Origin of the sequence: Sphingomonas olei, from assembly GCF_045369765.1 — a bacterium.
Taxonomy (GTDB): Bacteria; Pseudomonadota; Alphaproteobacteria; order Sphingomonadales; family Sphingomonadaceae; genus Sphingomonas; species Sphingomonas panaciterrae.
This window is the reverse complement of sequence record NZ_JBIQEU010000017.1, coordinates 12,951-26,854: the sequence shown is the minus strand read 5'-3', so window position 1 is coordinate 26,854 and position 13,904 is coordinate 12,951. Positions and strand designations below refer to the sequence as shown.

The following is a 13,904-nucleotide window of genomic DNA, read 5'->3' as shown; positions in this document are numbered from 1 at the left end:
GAGTTCAAGTTCCGATTGGGATTCTTCCGGGGGAGCGGCTAAGGGGGCGGCATGACGCTGTCCGCCGCCGATCGTGCTGCTGCCTTCCGCAAGACGCGAGCCGCGCATCTCACCGAAGTTTCCGAGGATTATGTCGAGTTGATCGGCGACCTCATCGCCGAACAGGGGGAAGCGCGGCTGACCGATGTCGCCGAGCGGCTCGGCGTATCACAGGCGACCGCCTCCAAGGTCATCACCCGGCTGCGCCGCGATGGGCTGGTGGAAAACAAGCGCTATCGCTCGATCTTCCTCACTGACCGCGGGCGCGAGCTCGCCGATGCCTCGCGTGAACGGCACCGGATCGTATTTGAATTCCTCCGCGCGCTGGGGCTGGACGATGCGGTCGCCCATGCCGATTCGGAAGGGATCGAACATCACGTCAGCGAGGTGACGCTGGTGAAGCTGCAGGAGCTGACCCAGCGCCTGCGCCGGCCGGACGGGCAATAGCGGCGCGCAGGCCGCGGCGGATCATCCCGGCCCCGCGGCCATCCGCGGCGTCAGCGGAAACTCCAGCACGAACTGCGCGCCCGGGTCGGCGGAGGCGGCGGCAAGCTCGCCATTGAGCTGCGCCGCGAGGCTGGTGATCACGCGCATCCCGAGGCTGGTCGTCGCGCGGGTGAGATCGAAGGCTTCGGGCAGCCCACGGCCCTGGTCGGCCACCTCAAGGCGATAGCGTTCCTCGCCGATCGTCGTCCCGATGACCCGCACCTCGCCCTCGCTGCCCTCCGCATAGGCATATTTGTACGCGTTGGTGACCAGCTCGTTGACGAACAGCCCGATCGGGACCGCCATCTTCGCCGAGACCAGCGCCGGGTCGATCCTGACCACCGTGTCATGCTTGGGCGCGGTCCTGGCGACCGCGAGGACGAGGCTGGGGAGGAACACGGCAAGATCGACCGCCTTGGCATCAGCCTGTCGCCACAATTGGTCATGCACGATCGCCACCGCCTGCACCCGTGCCGCGGCATCCTGCAACGCGGCGCGCAGGTCGTCGCCCGCGGTGCGCGCCTGCAGCGACAAGAGCGAGGCGACCAGCGCGAGGCTGTTCTTCACCCGATGGCTGATTTCGCCCATCATCAATTGCTGGAGCTCCTCCAGCTTCTTCGCGCCGTCGATGTCATTGCAGATCCCGATCCACTTCTCGACCGCGCCCGCCTGGTCGCGCAGCGGGTTCGGTGAGCGATAGCGTACCGCCGCTCGGGCTCGGCGAGCCGTTCGCCCTGTTCGGTGGCGATCGGCTCGGACCCGCCGGCATCCCGTTCCTGGTTGGACACGAGTGGCAGCCGGACTTCCTTCATGCCGTGCGCACCACGTGTGACGACCTGCTGGCAGCCGGCCGGCCCTGGTTTCGCATGGCACCCGCGCTGCTGTCGGGACCTGCGGGTGCCGGTCGCTCGCATGCGGCACGATCGCTCGCCCGCGCGGCTGGCGTGCAACACATCTTCCTCGATCTGTCCGATCCTGTGATCGCTACCAGCATTTCCGGCTCGACCGACATGAGCGAGGCCCTGTGGGTTTCGCCGATCGTCACCGCCATGGCAGCAGCCCGATGCGCAAACCCGATCGTGACGGTGATCGGCGCCGACATCAACGCCGATGCCGCGGTGGCGCTGGCGTCGCTGGTCGACCCCAAGCTGAGCCGAGCGTTTGTGGAAGAAAAAATCGGGACCGTGATCGACCTGGGCGAGGTCACCTGGCTCATTCAGGCAGACGCGCCAGAGCTTCTCCCTGCACCGCTCGCCGACAAGCTCACGACCATTCCGATGCAGAAGGCGTCCGTTCACGAGCGCAGCGAGATCATAGTGTCGCTCTTTGCCGAGGTGCTTGCAGACCTCGATATTCCGCCTGCCGATCCGGCCGTTCGCTGGGAAGATATCGTGGAGCGCGGCCAATTGAGCCGCTCTGCCGGCGGAGACGAGCCTCGTTTCCGCAACTCGCGTCCTGTCTGGTGGACCGGCTCGTGGCACTCGCCGCGCGACACCTATGACCAGCTCAGGACGGCGATCATTGAAGCCCAATACGACGCTGCCGCCGCGCGGCTCGGCGTCCCGGTCAACATTCACCAGCAGTGAAGGAGAGCATCATGACCCAGCATGCAGGCACCGCGTCGACCAGCCTTCGCCCGCCGGCGGCGCTCCGCGCCGACGGCGTGCCGGCCCCTGCCACCGTTCAGCGTCGCGCGCTGTACCTCGTCGGCGAGGAGGACCGTTCGGCAGCCAGGCCGGTCGTCGCGGCCGAGCGGACGATGATCTGCCTCAATGGCAAGTGGCACGCAATGCGTGCGGACGTGGCGACTTTCGAGCAGATCGTCGGCCTCGCCATCACCGTCAACCCGGGCCAGACCGTCACCGCGCTATCGGTCACCTACCGGCGTGGTGTGCCCGACCGCTCGGCCGGGTCGCTCAACCCCGGTGATGTCGTGCCGATCGTTCAGGGCATGCTCTTCAACGCCAACGCCACCGTGCTGAGCTGATAGCATGCAGCCGTCGGCTAGCCCCTTCGTCTATCCAGACACCGCGACGACCCGCGCCGGGATCGAAGCGGTGTCGCAGAAGCTGGTTGGCGGCAGCGTCGCGATCCTGGGGCTCGGCGGCACCGGCTCCTATATCCTCGATCAAATCGCGAAAACGCCGGCCGATGCCATCCACCTCATCGACGGCGACGTCATGCAGTCGCACAATGCGTACCGCAGCCCCGGCGCGGCTTCGCCTGAGGACGTCGGAAATAACCTGCCGAAGGTGGAGTATTTTGCACGCATCTACGGGCGCATGCACGCCGGGATCGTTACACATGCCACGCACCTGACACCCGAGAACCTCGCGCTACTCGACGCGGCCGACTTCGTGTTCCTGTGCGTCGACAGCGTCGAGGCGCGTGCGTTCCTGGTTCCCGCGCTGGAAGAGCGCGGACTGCCGTTCATCGACGCGGGGCTCGGCCTGTCGATCGTCGATGACCGGCTGATGGGGCTCGTGCGGGTTACCACCAGCACGCCGGCTATGCGCGCGCATGTTCACGATCGGGATCGTATCCCGATGAAGGGCGGCGACCTCGAGATCTACCGCAGCAACATCCAGATCGCCGACATGAACGCGCTGGCTGCGGCGCTTGCAGTCATGCGGTGGAAGCGCCTCCGCGGCTTCTATCTCGACCTCGAAGGCGAATACCACGCAACCTACGCGGTCGATGGCAACCACATCCTCAACGAAGATCATCGCGGGCCGGCGAGCTGACCTACAGTCGTCCGTGTTCACATCGATTCCGAAGGACAAGGCATCAGCTTGGACGGACCGGTGCGTGAGATATCATCCAGGGAGATCGTCATGACCAACTGCGTCGTTGAACCAGAGAACGAGCCGACCAAGACCGCGGCAGATGGTGAGACAGTGGACGTAGTCGTAAAGCCGCGGGGCCGTGCCCCTCGTCGCAGCAATCTGGTCGACGAGCTCGTCAAGGCGCGCATCGCGGAATTCCGCTCCGTTTCGAACCTGGCCGAGATGGCCGGTGTCGCTCCCGAGGCGATCGTCGAGCTGGAAGCGGGCCGCGGACCGGTTGCCACGCTGAATGCGGTGTTCAAGGCTCTGCCGTTCAAGGTTGCCGGCCTTGCTCGGGGCGGCAACCTGCCCGAGAAGCTACGGAATCGCCGCGATGCGCTTAGGCTGTCTGTCGAAGATCTCGCGGCAAAGGTATCGTTGCTGCCCAACCAGATCGTCGAACTCGAGGCCGGAGAGGGTTCGGTAGAGAACCTGCTTTCTCTGCTCGCCGTCGTCAGGCCCAAGGTGCGCCGCCACGCTCAGGAGCGGTCGCACTGGGGTCCCGGCGATAAGGAGGACCGCGACGCGCGGTTCACGCCGAAGAGGTTCATCAATCCGGTGATTGAGGTCTTCGGTCCGATCGACCTTGACCCGTGCGGACATGTGCTGAGCCCGGTCGTAGCGCGGCGCCGCTTCCTACTGGCCAATGGCGATGACGGCCTGAAGGACTCCTGGGCCGGCCGTCTCGTCTTCATGAACCCGCCCTACTCCGGCTACCTCGACTGGATGGCCCGAGCGTACGAGCAGTGGTTCGCAGGCGAGGTCGAGATGGTACTGTGCCTGGTGCCGGTCAGGACCGACAGCGATTTCTTCCAGAGCAAGGTCGCAGCGGCCGCCGACATCTACCTCCTCCGCGGTCGCCTGCCCTTCTCTGACCGAACGGGCAGGTCGCGGACTACCCCGTACAGCCTCATGCTGGTCGCGTACGGGATAACCGACCGGCAGAAGGCCGAGTTCGCCAGGCGGATACCGGGCCTCTGGGTCAAGGCAAGCGCCGTTGCTGCGGAGATGGCGCGGCAGGACACTACGATAACCTGGCGGAGGGTTCAGGGACGACCGATCTGGCGGACGGTGGCTGAGACACGCTGCGATCGGTCCTTACAGCCGCCGGATAGCAAGGGGGTGCGCGTTTGCTGCGGACCTGGGAACATCTAGCAAATTCCAAAGGCGAGACGCAGCCAAGATGAAATATTAAGTGCGCTTAATCATGCTTCAAATTTCGAAATACTGCCGCGGGCAGGTGCGTCAGATACTTGTGGTCCGGTCTGCGGCGCAGGTCAGCTCGACGCGCGCGTTACCAGCCGCGGCGGTAGCGTCTCGCCGGCGACATCGCGACCGGCAAGTTGCGCGATTAGCGTGTCGACCAGCACTTCGCCGGCGTGGCCGTAGTCCTGCGCGATCGTGGTAAGCGGCGGGTTGGCGCTGGCGGCGGCGGGGATGTTGTCGAAGCCGACGATGGCGACGTCGCGCGGGACCGACAGGCCGGCGTCGGCCAGCGCGCGCATCGCGCCAATCGCGATCAGGTCGGATGCGGCGAAGATCGCGTCGAACGGGATGCCACGGCCGATCAGGCGGCGCGCGGCGTCTTCCCCAGCATCCTCGAACGCGACGACATCGACCTGCAAGCCGGGATCAACCGGCAGGCCGGCGGCGCGCAGGGCGTCGGCATAGCCGCGGTAGCGGTCGGCGAATTCGGGATAATGTTCGGACGCGTCGCCCAAGAACGCGATGCGCCTGCGCCCGCGGTCGATCAGATGCTGCGCGGCCAGCCGCCCGCCCTCGACATTGTCGCAGCCTATCGTCGTTCCTGGCTGGCCCGGCCGCACCGATCCCCAGCGGACGAAATGCGTGCGTTGCGCGACCAGTTGGTCGAGCCGCACGCGGTACGCCGAATAATCGCCATAGCCGAGCAGGATGATCCCATCGGCCTTGCGGCTGTCCTCGTAATCGACGTGCCAGTTGGCGGACAGCTGCTGGATCGACACGAGCAGGTCGAAGCCCCGTTTGGCGCAGGTGCGGGTGATCGACCCCAGCATCGATAGGAAGAACGGGTTGATGAGCGAATCATCGAGCGCGGGGTCTTCGAAGAATAGCAGCGCCAGCGTGTTGGTCATGCCGCGGCGGAGCGATGAGGCGTTCTTGTCGACCTTGTAATTGAGCTGCCGCGCGACCGCCTCGATCCGAATGCGGGTCGCCTCGCTGACCGTCTTGTCGCCGCGCAGCGCCCGGCTGACGGTCGGCTGCGACACGCCCGCCAGTTCCGCGATGTCGAACGATGTCGGCTTGTCCTGCGACATACTCTCCCCTGTCCGCCCACCGTAGCGTGCGACTGACATAGGTAAAGGGAGGGGGCTGAATACGTATGCCGTCCGCTTCCCCAAACCCGCGCCGTGTTCCACATCGCGGGACGAGGCCGTCCACGGGGACGGTGCCCGACAAGCGTGCAGCAAGATGCGACGCGGGCGACAGGAGGGGACTTCCATGCGGTATTCCAGCACCATTTCCACGCGCCGCCGCGCCGGGTTCGTCCTGGGCGCGAGCGCCATCGCGCTCGGCATCGCCATGCCGGCCTTCGCCCAGCAGGCCGAGAACGCGCCGGTCCAGAACCCGCCGAGCGGCCCGGTCGCGCCCGGCACGACCGAAGAGGATGCGGGCGCCGAGATCACCGTCATCGGCATCCGCGGCGCGCTGGAGGCATCGGCCCGCACCAAGCGCAACGCGACGATGATCGTCGACTCGGTCTCGGCCGAAGACGTCGGCAAGCTGCCCGACGTGTCGATCGCCGACTCGCTCGCGCGCATCCCGGGCGTCACCGCCCAGCGTCTGGAAGGTCGCGACCAGCGCCTGTCGATCCGCGGCCTCGGCCCCGATTTCTCGACGACGCTGCTGAACGGTCGCGAGCAGGTGACGGTCGGTGACAACCGCGGCGTCGAATACGACCAGTATCCGTCCGAATTCTTCCAGAACGTCAACGTCTACAAGGGCGCGGACCCGGCGCTGATCGCGGCCGGCATCTCGGGCACCGTCGATCTCAGGATGCTGCGCCCGCTCGATTCCGGCAAGCAGACCGTCGTGCTGTCGGCGCGCGGGCAGATGAACGACAAGAAGACGCTGAACCCTGACGGTACCCGCTACGGCTATCGCGCGTCGGCGACCTATGTCGACCAGTTCGCGAACGATACGCTCGGCATCGCGATCGGCGCCTCGGCGACGCAGACCCCGACCCAGATCGAACGCTATGCCGCTTGGGGCTTCCCCACCGCGTCGCAGGCCGGCGGCAACCTGATCCTCGGCGGCGCCAAGCCCTATGTCCAGTCGAACCTGCTGAAGCGCTATGGCGGCGTCGCGACGATCGAATGGCGTCCGTCCGACCGCTTCCATTCGACGTTCGACGTGCTCTATTCGAACTTCGAGGAAACGCAGCGGCTGCGCGGCATCGAATTCCCGATCAACCCCGACTGGTCGGGCACGCAGAACAACGGCACGACCGTGATCGCGCCGGGCTATACCGTGTCGAACGGGCTGGTGACGGCCGCGACGATCAGCAACGTCGCCGCGGTCCAGCGCAACGATTACAACCGCCGCACCGCCGAAAACCTGTCGCTGGGGTGGAACAACGACTTTGCGATCACCGAGACGACGCATCTGAAGGTCGACGCCAGCTGGAGCCGCGCGACGCGCACCGACTTCCTACTGGAGACCTATTCGGGCGCCGGGTACAATGGCGCGGGGGCGAAGGACACGATCCGCATCACCCAGAACGGCGATGGCACCTATGACATCGTGCCGACGATCGATTATTCGAACACCAGCATCATTCGCCTGACCGACCCGCGCGGGTGGGGCTATAACGGCACCGCCGCGGTGGTGCAGGCGGGCTTCCTCAACCAGCCCGACTTCACCGACGATCTGAAGTCGCTGCGCGCCAGCCTGGACGGCGAATTCGGCAATCTGGGCGTCATCAAGGGCTGGGAAATCGGCGGCAACTTCAGCCGCCGGCAGAAGGAGAGCAATTACACCTCCTTCTTCCTGTGCCCGAAGGGCGGCGGGACCAACTGCACCGTCGCCAGCGGTACGCCGACCAGCCTGGTGGTGCCTGCCGACGTGCTGCTCGATCGCAAGGTGAGCCTCGACTATCTCGGCGTGCCGCAGATGCTGACCTATGACCCGCTCAAGGTCTATGCGCTGCTGAACCCGGTGTTCGACAATCGCCCGTCATCGCTGGTGCGCGACAATGTCGTCACCGAGAATGTCTGGACCGGCTACGGCAAGATCGTGATTGACGGTCTGGCCGGCGGCAAGCCGCTGAAGGGCACGCTGGGCGTCCAGGTGGTGCACACCGAACAGAGCTCGAGCGGGGCGATCGCCAGCCTGAACGGCGGCGCCGTCACCACCGCGCCGGCGTTCGGCAAGACGACCTACACCAACGTGCTGCCGTCGGCGACGATGTCGGTCGAACTGGTCCCGAACTTCTACGTCAAGCTGAACGCGGCGCAGACGATGGTCCGCCCGCGTCTGGACCAGGAGCGGATCACGCAGGACGTCGGGATCAACACGTCGAAGATCGGTCTGGGCAGCCTGCCGCAGAACAGCCCGTTCAGCTCGACCGGCGGCAACATCAACCTGCGGCCGTACAAGTCGACCAACATCGACATCAGCCTGGAGAAATATTTCGACCAGGGCGGCTATGTCGCGCTGACCGGTTTCTACAAGCACCTGACCGATTTCGTCGATCCGTCGAGCTCGACGTTGTACGACTTCTCCGGGCTGCTGAGCGCGCTCACCCCGGCGCAGCAGGCGGTCATCCGCAGCCAGAACGCGCAGTTCGGTCTCGTTTCGCAGCCGACCAATTCGGGCGGCGGCGACGTGATGGGCGTCGAAGCGACGGCATCGCTGCCGTTCAAGATGTTTACGAACGCGCTCGACGGCTTCGGCGTATTCGTGACCGGCACCTATGTCGACAGCGCGATCAAATACGGGTCGAACCCGACGCAGGCGATCACGCTGCCGGGCCAGTCGAAATGGGTCGGCACGGGCACGGCGTATTTCGAAAAGGGCGGCTTCCAGGCACGCGCGACCTATCGCTATCGCTCCAGCTTCCTCGCCGAACTGGCAGGCCTGTCGGCCAACCCCGAATTCCGCCAGGGCAAGGCCGAAGGCGTGCTCGACGCGCAGATCGGATACGAGTTCAAATCCGGGCCGCTGACGGGGCTGTCGATCCTGCTGCAGGGCAAGAACCTGACCGACGAGCCGTTCGTCACCAGCGAAGCGAGCGATCCCCGACTGGTGCGCGAATATCAGCGGTACACGCGCGACTATTATCTGGGCGTGACGTACAAGTTCTGATCGAACCGCGCCTGCGCCGTTCGTTTCGAGTAGCCGTCGAGCGTGTCGAGACGGCGTATCGAAAAAGCTGTCTCGATACGGGCTCTCGACAAGCTCGATCCCTACTCGACACGAACGGACTGGGTTGAGGTGATGGAGGCGTAACGTGACCAACCCACCGATCCGCATCGTGGTCGCCGGCGGCGGATCGGCGGGATGGATGTGTGCCGCGGCGCTCGGGCGGTTCCTGGGGCCGGGCTTCACCGTCACATTGGTCGAATCCGACGAGATCGGCATCGTCGGGGTCGGCGAAGCGACGATCCCGCAGATTCGGCTGTTCAACCAGGCGCTGGGCATCGACGAGGACGAGTTCGTCCGTGCGACCGGCGCCACGTTCAAACTGGGCATCGAGTTCGTCGGCTGGGGTGCGCCGGGCGAGCGCTACATGCACGCGTTCGGCAATATCGGGCGCGACAGCGGGCTGACGCCATTCCATCACACCTGGCTCAGGGGGCAGCGCGATGGTGTCGCGCAGCCGCTAGCGGCCTATTCGCTCAACAACCAGGCCGCGCTCGCCGGGCGGATGCAGCGGGGGCCGGCCCGGACGGCGTCGGTGCTGCCCGACATGCCCTACGCCTTTCATTTCGACGCGAGCCTCTACGCCGCGTACCTTCGCCGCTTCGCCGAAGCGCGCGGCGTCACGCGGGTCGAGGGGCGGATCTTAGAGGTCGCGCGGGATGGCGAGAGCGGCGACGTCACCGCGCTGCTGCTCGACCGCGACCGCCGGATCGACGGCGACCTGTTCCTCGATTGCACCGGTTTCCGCGCACTGCTGATCGAAGGCGTGCTGGGCGCGGGGTATGAGGATTGGACGCACTGGTTGCCTTGCGATCGCGCGATGGCGGTGCCCTCGGCGCGGGCGGAGGATTTTACGCCCTACACCCGCGCGACCGCGCATGGTGCCGGTTGGCAATGGCGCATCCCGCTCCAGCACCGCACCGGTAACGGCGTCGTTTACAGTTCGCAGCATCTGAGCGAAGAGGCGGCGCGCGACCATCTGCTGGCGAACCTCGACAGCGCAGCCCTCGCCGACCCGCGGCCGTTGCGCTTCACCACCGGTCGGCGGCGCGAGCTGTGGAAGGCCAACGTCATCGCGGTTGGCCTCGCGTCGGGCTTCCTCGAACCGCTCGAATCGACCAGCATCCACATGATCCAGTCGGCGATCGAACGTGTGCTGAAGCTGCTCCCCGGTCGTCAGATCGCTCCGGCGCTGCGCGACGAATACAACCGCCAGGCGGTGTTCGAATATGAGCGGATCCGCGACTTCATCCTGCTCCACTACATCGCCAACCGCCGCGACGAGCCGTTCTGGCGCGAGCGGCGCGAGACGGCGCTGCCCGACACGCTGCGGGCGAAGCTCGATTTGTGGACAGCGTCGGCGCAGATCACGCGGGAGCGCGAAGAGCTGTTTACCGAGGTCGGCTGGCTTCAGGTGCTGATCGGTCAGGGCGTGATGCCCGATGCCTGGCATCCGCTGGCCGACGCGATGCCGGCGGCGCAGATCGCGGAGTTCCTCGACATCCTGCCCGAACTCAACGCGCGCGAGGTGGCCCAGATGCCCGGACATGCCGATTTTATCGCGCGGCATTGCGCCGCACCGCAGGGGCTGGCGGCGTGAGTTTGCTCCTAGCGCTGGTCGCAGCCACCAGCCCTCACCCCGTTCGTGCTGAGCTTGTCGAAGCACTGCCTTCTTCCTCGACGGCAAGCTCGAGGTCCGAAGAAGGGCAGCCCTTCGAGAAGCTCAGGGCGAACGGATCTGGGAGCATCGTGCCATGGCATACGCAAGGGGATGGGCAGGCGTATCGCGCCCGTCCCCCCGAGGACGAGATCATCTACTTCGTCCTGCCCGATCGTTTCGACAACGCCGACCCGGCCAGCGACCGCGGTGGCCTGAAGGGCGGCCCGCTTCAGACCGGCTTCGATCCTACCGCCAAGGGTTTCTACCATGGCGGCGACCTGAAGGGGCTGATCCGGCGGCTCGACTATATCCAGGCGCTCGGCGCGACGGCTTTGTGGGTCGGGCCGATCTTCAAGAACAAGGCGGTGCAGGGTGGGCTGGGCCAGGAGAGCGCCGGCTATCACGGATATTGGATCACCGACTTCACGACCGTCGACCCGCATCTGGGCACCGATGCCGATTTCCGCGCGCTGGTCGATGCTGCGCATGCCCGGGGCCTGAAGGTCTATATGGACATCATCGTCAACCATACGGCGGACGTGATTCAGATGCGCGAATGCGCCGGCAAGGGTGAGTGCCTGTACCGATCGCGCGCCGATTATCCCTATCAACGGCGCGGCGGCGTGACCGGTGCGGCGATCAATTCGGGGTTTGCCGGGGACGACATCCGTACGGCGGAAAACTTCGCGAAGCTGACCGACCCGACCTACGCCTACACGCCCGTCGTGCCCGCAGCGGAGAAGGCGATCAAGGTGCCGGCGTGGCTGAACGACGTGACGCTTTACCACAATCGTGGCGACACGACGTATCGCAACGAAAGCTCGACGATGGGCGATTTCGTCGGGCTCGACGATCTGATGACCGAAAACCCGCGCGTCGTCGCCGGCATGATCGACATCTTCGGCGGCTGGATCGACCGCTATGGCATCGACGGTTTCCGCATCGACACCGCTAAGCATGTGAACCCCAAATTCTGGCAGGCCTTCGTCCCCGCGATGGAGGCACGGGCCAAGGCCAGGGGGATCGCCAATTTCCACATGTTCGGCGAAGTGTCGGAGCACGATATCCGCCCCGCCGCGCTGGCGGAATGGACGCGGACGGCGGCGCTGCCGGCGGTGCTCGACTTCGCATTCAAGGAGGCCGTGGCGGCAACCGTCGTGGGGACCGGCGGTACCATCCTGTTCGAACATCTGTTCGACGGCGACGCGATCTACGCGAAGGGCGCCGACACCGCGCGGATCCTGCCGACCTTCACCGGCAATCACGACGACGGCCGCGTTGCAACGTCGATCCGCAAGGCGTTCCCGACTGCCTCCGAAGCCGAGATCCTCGACCGGGTGAAGCTGACCAACGCGCTGCTGCTCACGCTGCGCGGCGTACCGACGATCTATTCGGGCGATGAGCAGGGGTTCGCGGGCGACGGCGGCGACCAGGACGCGCGCGAGGACATGTTCGCCAGCCGCGTGGCGAGCTACAACGACAACCGGCTGGTCGGCACGACGCGCACCACCGCGACCGAGAATTTTGGCACCGACGGCCCGCTGTTCCGCCAGATCGCCGAGCTCGCCCGCATCCGCCGTGCTGAGGCAGCGCTGCGCCGCGGATCGACCGTGATCCGGTATCGCCAGGATACGCCGGGCCTGCTTGCCATCTCGCGGATCGACCCAGACACGCGCCGCGAAGTGCTGCTGACGTTCAACACCGCGACCACGCCGGTCAGTGCGCAGGTGCAGGTCGAAGTCGGCTCGCGCAACTTTACCGCGCTGTCCGGCCCCTGCGCCGCCACCGCCGCCGCGCCCGGCAGCGTCACCGTCACGCTGCCGCCGCTCGGCTATGCCATCTGTGCTTCGGACCCGACATGACCATCCTGACCCGTACCGACACCGACACCGCGACCGCCGCCGACTGGTGGCGTGGTGCGGCGATCTATCAAATCTATCCGCGCAGCTTTGCCGACGCGAACGGCGATGGGGTCGGCGACTTGGCCGGCATCACCGCGCATCTCGACTATGTCGCGTCGCTCGGCGTCGATGCAATCTGGCTGTCGCCCTTCTACACGTCGCCGATGGCCGACTTCGGCTATGACATCGCCGATTACTGCGACGTCGATCCGATCTTCGGCACGCTCGCCGATTTCGATGCGCTGGTCGCGCGCGCCCATGCGCTGGGGCTGAAGGTCATCGTCGACCAGGTCTACGCGCACACCTCGGACCAGCACGCCTGGTTCGCGCAGAGCCGGTCGAGCCGCCACAACCCCCGCGCCGACTGGTACGTCTGGGCCGATGCCAAACCCGAAGGGGCGCCGCCCAACAACTGGCAGTCGGTGTTCGGCGGCCCGGCGTGGACGTGGGACGCGCGGCGCGGGCAATATTACATGCATAATTTCCTGAGCAGCCAGCCGCAGCTCAACTGCCACAACCCGGATGTTCAGGACGCGCTGCTCGATGTCGCGCGGTTCTGGCTCGACCGCGGTGTCGACGGGTTCCGCGTCGATGCGATCAACTTCTCGATGCACGACCCGGCGCTGACCGACAATCCGCCCGCGCCGACCGGCAACGGCGTGCGCACGCGGCCGTTCGATTTCCAGCTGCATGTCCACAACCAGTCGCATCCCGACATCCCGCTGTTTCTCGAACGGCTGCGCGGCGTGGTCGACGACTATGGCGCGACCTTCACGGTGGCCGAGGTCGGCGGCGACGACAGCGAACGCGAACGCAAGGCGTTCACCGCGCCGGGGCGCCTCGACAGCTCCTACGGCTTCGACTTCCTCTACGCCCGCGAACTGACCCCGCGCGTGGTTGCCGAGGCGGTGCACGCCTGGCCCGACGCGCCCGATGCCGGTTGGCCGAGCTGGGCGTTCGAGAATCACGACGCGCCGCGCGCGGTGTCGCGCTGGGCGGGGACGCGCGACCCCCGTGCCTTCGCGGCGATGAAAATGCTGCTGCTCGCCTGCCTTCGCGGCACGATCATCCTCTATTATGGCGAGGAACTGGGGCTGACCCAGGTCGACGTGCCCTTCGACCGGCTGCAGGATCCCGAGGCGATCGCCAACTGGCCGCTGACCCTGTCTCGCGACGGCGCGCGCACGCCGATGCCCTGGGCGGCCGATGCGGCGGGGCTGGGCTTCTCGACCGCCGAACCCTGGCTGCCGACCGGCCCCGACCACGCCGCACTGGCGGTCGACCGGCAAGAGGCGGACGCAGCATCGCTCCTCCACCTCACCCGCCGCCTGCTCCAGGTCCGCCACGGCAGCGACGCCCTGATGCGCGGCGACATGACCGTAATGACCGCGACCGACGACGTGCTCGTCTTCGAACGCCGGTGCGCCAGCGAGCGGCTGCGCTGCATCTTCACTTTCGGCACCACGCCGGTTGATATGGCGCCCGCGGATGTCGAAGGGTGGCAGATCATCGAACGCGTCGGCACGGTCGACGGATGGATTTTGACCGGCCCCGCGGGGCTGATCGCAAGGGAGACTACGCAATGACCCG

Annotated in this window: 11 protein-coding genes; 9 read left to right on the top strand and 2 right to left on the bottom strand. The window is 66.3% G+C overall.

The annotated features are described in order from the left end of the window. Window positions 1-51 precede the first annotated feature (51 nt). On the top strand, window positions 52-486 hold the full coding sequence (gene mntR, locus ACH0BU_RS14760) for a manganese-binding transcriptional regulator MntR (protein WP_046406625.1): 435 nt from the start codon (window positions 52-54) through the stop codon (window positions 484-486). 21 nt (window positions 487-507) lie between these two features. Here mntR and ACH0BU_RS14755 read toward each other — a convergent pair whose 3' ends face one another. Then, entirely contained in the window at window positions 508-1,116 is a 609-nt protein-coding gene (locus ACH0BU_RS14755) for a sensor histidine kinase (RefSeq protein ID WP_500264243.1), read from the bottom strand. 98 nt (window positions 1,117-1,214) lie between these two features. On the opposite strand from ACH0BU_RS14755, the gene ACH0BU_RS14750 reads away from it, so the two are divergent. From ACH0BU_RS14750 to ACH0BU_RS14735, 4 genes are all read left to right on the top strand, one after another. Then, window positions 1,215-2,111: a P-loop NTPase family protein gene (locus tag ACH0BU_RS14750; protein WP_500264242.1), complete on the top strand. Its 897-nt coding sequence runs from the start codon at window positions 1,215-1,217 to the stop codon at window positions 2,109-2,111. Window positions 2,112-2,122: 11 nt separating this feature from the next. Beyond that, window positions 2,123-2,512, top strand: coding sequence for a hypothetical protein (locus ACH0BU_RS14745; RefSeq protein ID WP_500264241.1), 390 nt, complete (start codon window positions 2,123-2,125; stop codon window positions 2,510-2,512). A 4-nt stretch (window positions 2,513-2,516) separates the two neighbouring features. Then, window positions 2,517-3,269, top strand: a complete 753-nt coding sequence (locus ACH0BU_RS14740; RefSeq protein ID WP_500264240.1) for a ThiF family adenylyltransferase — start codon at window positions 2,517-2,519, stop codon at window positions 3,267-3,269. Between the two features lie 90 nt (window positions 3,270-3,359). Next, window positions 3,360-4,505 (top strand): DNA N-6-adenine-methyltransferase, encoded by a 1,146-nt coding sequence (locus ACH0BU_RS14735; protein ID WP_500264239.1) that lies wholly within the window; start codon window positions 3,360-3,362, stop codon window positions 4,503-4,505. Window positions 4,506-4,627: 122 nt separating this feature from the next. Here the strand turns inward: ACH0BU_RS14735 and ACH0BU_RS14730 are convergent, their stop codons facing one another. Beyond that, a complete protein-coding gene (locus ACH0BU_RS14730; protein WP_500264238.1) occupies window positions 4,628-5,647 on the bottom strand; it encodes a LacI family DNA-binding transcriptional regulator in 1,020 nt (339 codons plus the stop codon). A 184-nt stretch (window positions 5,648-5,831) separates the two neighbouring features. Between ACH0BU_RS14730 and ACH0BU_RS14725 the strand changes: the two genes are divergently transcribed. From ACH0BU_RS14725 to ACH0BU_RS14710, 4 genes are all read left to right on the top strand, one after another. Next, window positions 5,832-8,696 (top strand): TonB-dependent receptor, encoded by a 2,865-nt coding sequence (locus tag ACH0BU_RS14725; protein WP_500264237.1) that lies wholly within the window; start codon window positions 5,832-5,834, stop codon window positions 8,694-8,696. A 145-nt stretch (window positions 8,697-8,841) separates the two neighbouring features. After that, window positions 8,842-10,353, top strand: a complete 1,512-nt coding sequence (locus ACH0BU_RS14720) for a tryptophan halogenase family protein (protein WP_500264236.1) — start codon at window positions 8,842-8,844, stop codon at window positions 10,351-10,353. Window positions 10,354-10,502: 149 nt separating this feature from the next. Further along, window positions 10,503-12,275 (top strand): alpha-amylase family glycosyl hydrolase, encoded by a 1,773-nt coding sequence (locus tag ACH0BU_RS14715; protein ID WP_500264235.1) that lies wholly within the window; start codon window positions 10,503-10,505, stop codon window positions 12,273-12,275. Next, window positions 12,272-13,900: an alpha-amylase family glycosyl hydrolase gene (locus ACH0BU_RS14710; protein ID WP_500264234.1), complete on the top strand. Its 1,629-nt coding sequence runs from the start codon at window positions 12,272-12,274 to the stop codon at window positions 13,898-13,900. Before ACH0BU_RS14715 ends, ACH0BU_RS14710 begins: the two co-directional genes overlap by 4 nt. The last annotated feature ends 4 nt before the right edge of the window (window positions 13,901-13,904 follow it).

Excerpts from the sequence above, each read along its gene's own strand:
- mntR (WP_046406625.1), top strand. The coding sequence starts at position 52 with ATGACGCTGTCCGCCGCCGATCGTGCTGCTGCCTTCCGCAAGACGCGA.
- ACH0BU_RS14755 (WP_500264243.1), bottom strand. The coding sequence starts at position 1,116 with ATGATGGGCGAAATCAGCCATCGGGTGAAGAACAGCCTCGCGCTGGTC.
- ACH0BU_RS14745 (WP_500264241.1), top strand. The coding sequence starts at position 2,123 with ATGACCCAGCATGCAGGCACCGCGTCGACCAGCCTTCGCCCGCCGGCG.
- ACH0BU_RS14740 (WP_500264240.1), top strand. The coding sequence starts at position 2,517 with ATGCAGCCGTCGGCTAGCCCCTTCGTCTATCCAGACACCGCGACGACC.
- ACH0BU_RS14735 (WP_500264239.1), top strand. The coding sequence starts at position 3,360 with ATGACCAACTGCGTCGTTGAACCAGAGAACGAGCCGACCAAGACCGCG.
- ACH0BU_RS14730 (WP_500264238.1), bottom strand. The coding sequence starts at position 5,647 with ATGTCGCAGGACAAGCCGACATCGTTCGACATCGCGGAACTGGCGGGC.
- ACH0BU_RS14725 (WP_500264237.1), top strand. The coding sequence starts at position 5,832 with ATGCGGTATTCCAGCACCATTTCCACGCGCCGCCGCGCCGGGTTCGTC.
- ACH0BU_RS14710 (WP_500264234.1), top strand. The coding sequence starts at position 12,272 with ATGACCATCCTGACCCGTACCGACACCGACACCGCGACCGCCGCCGAC.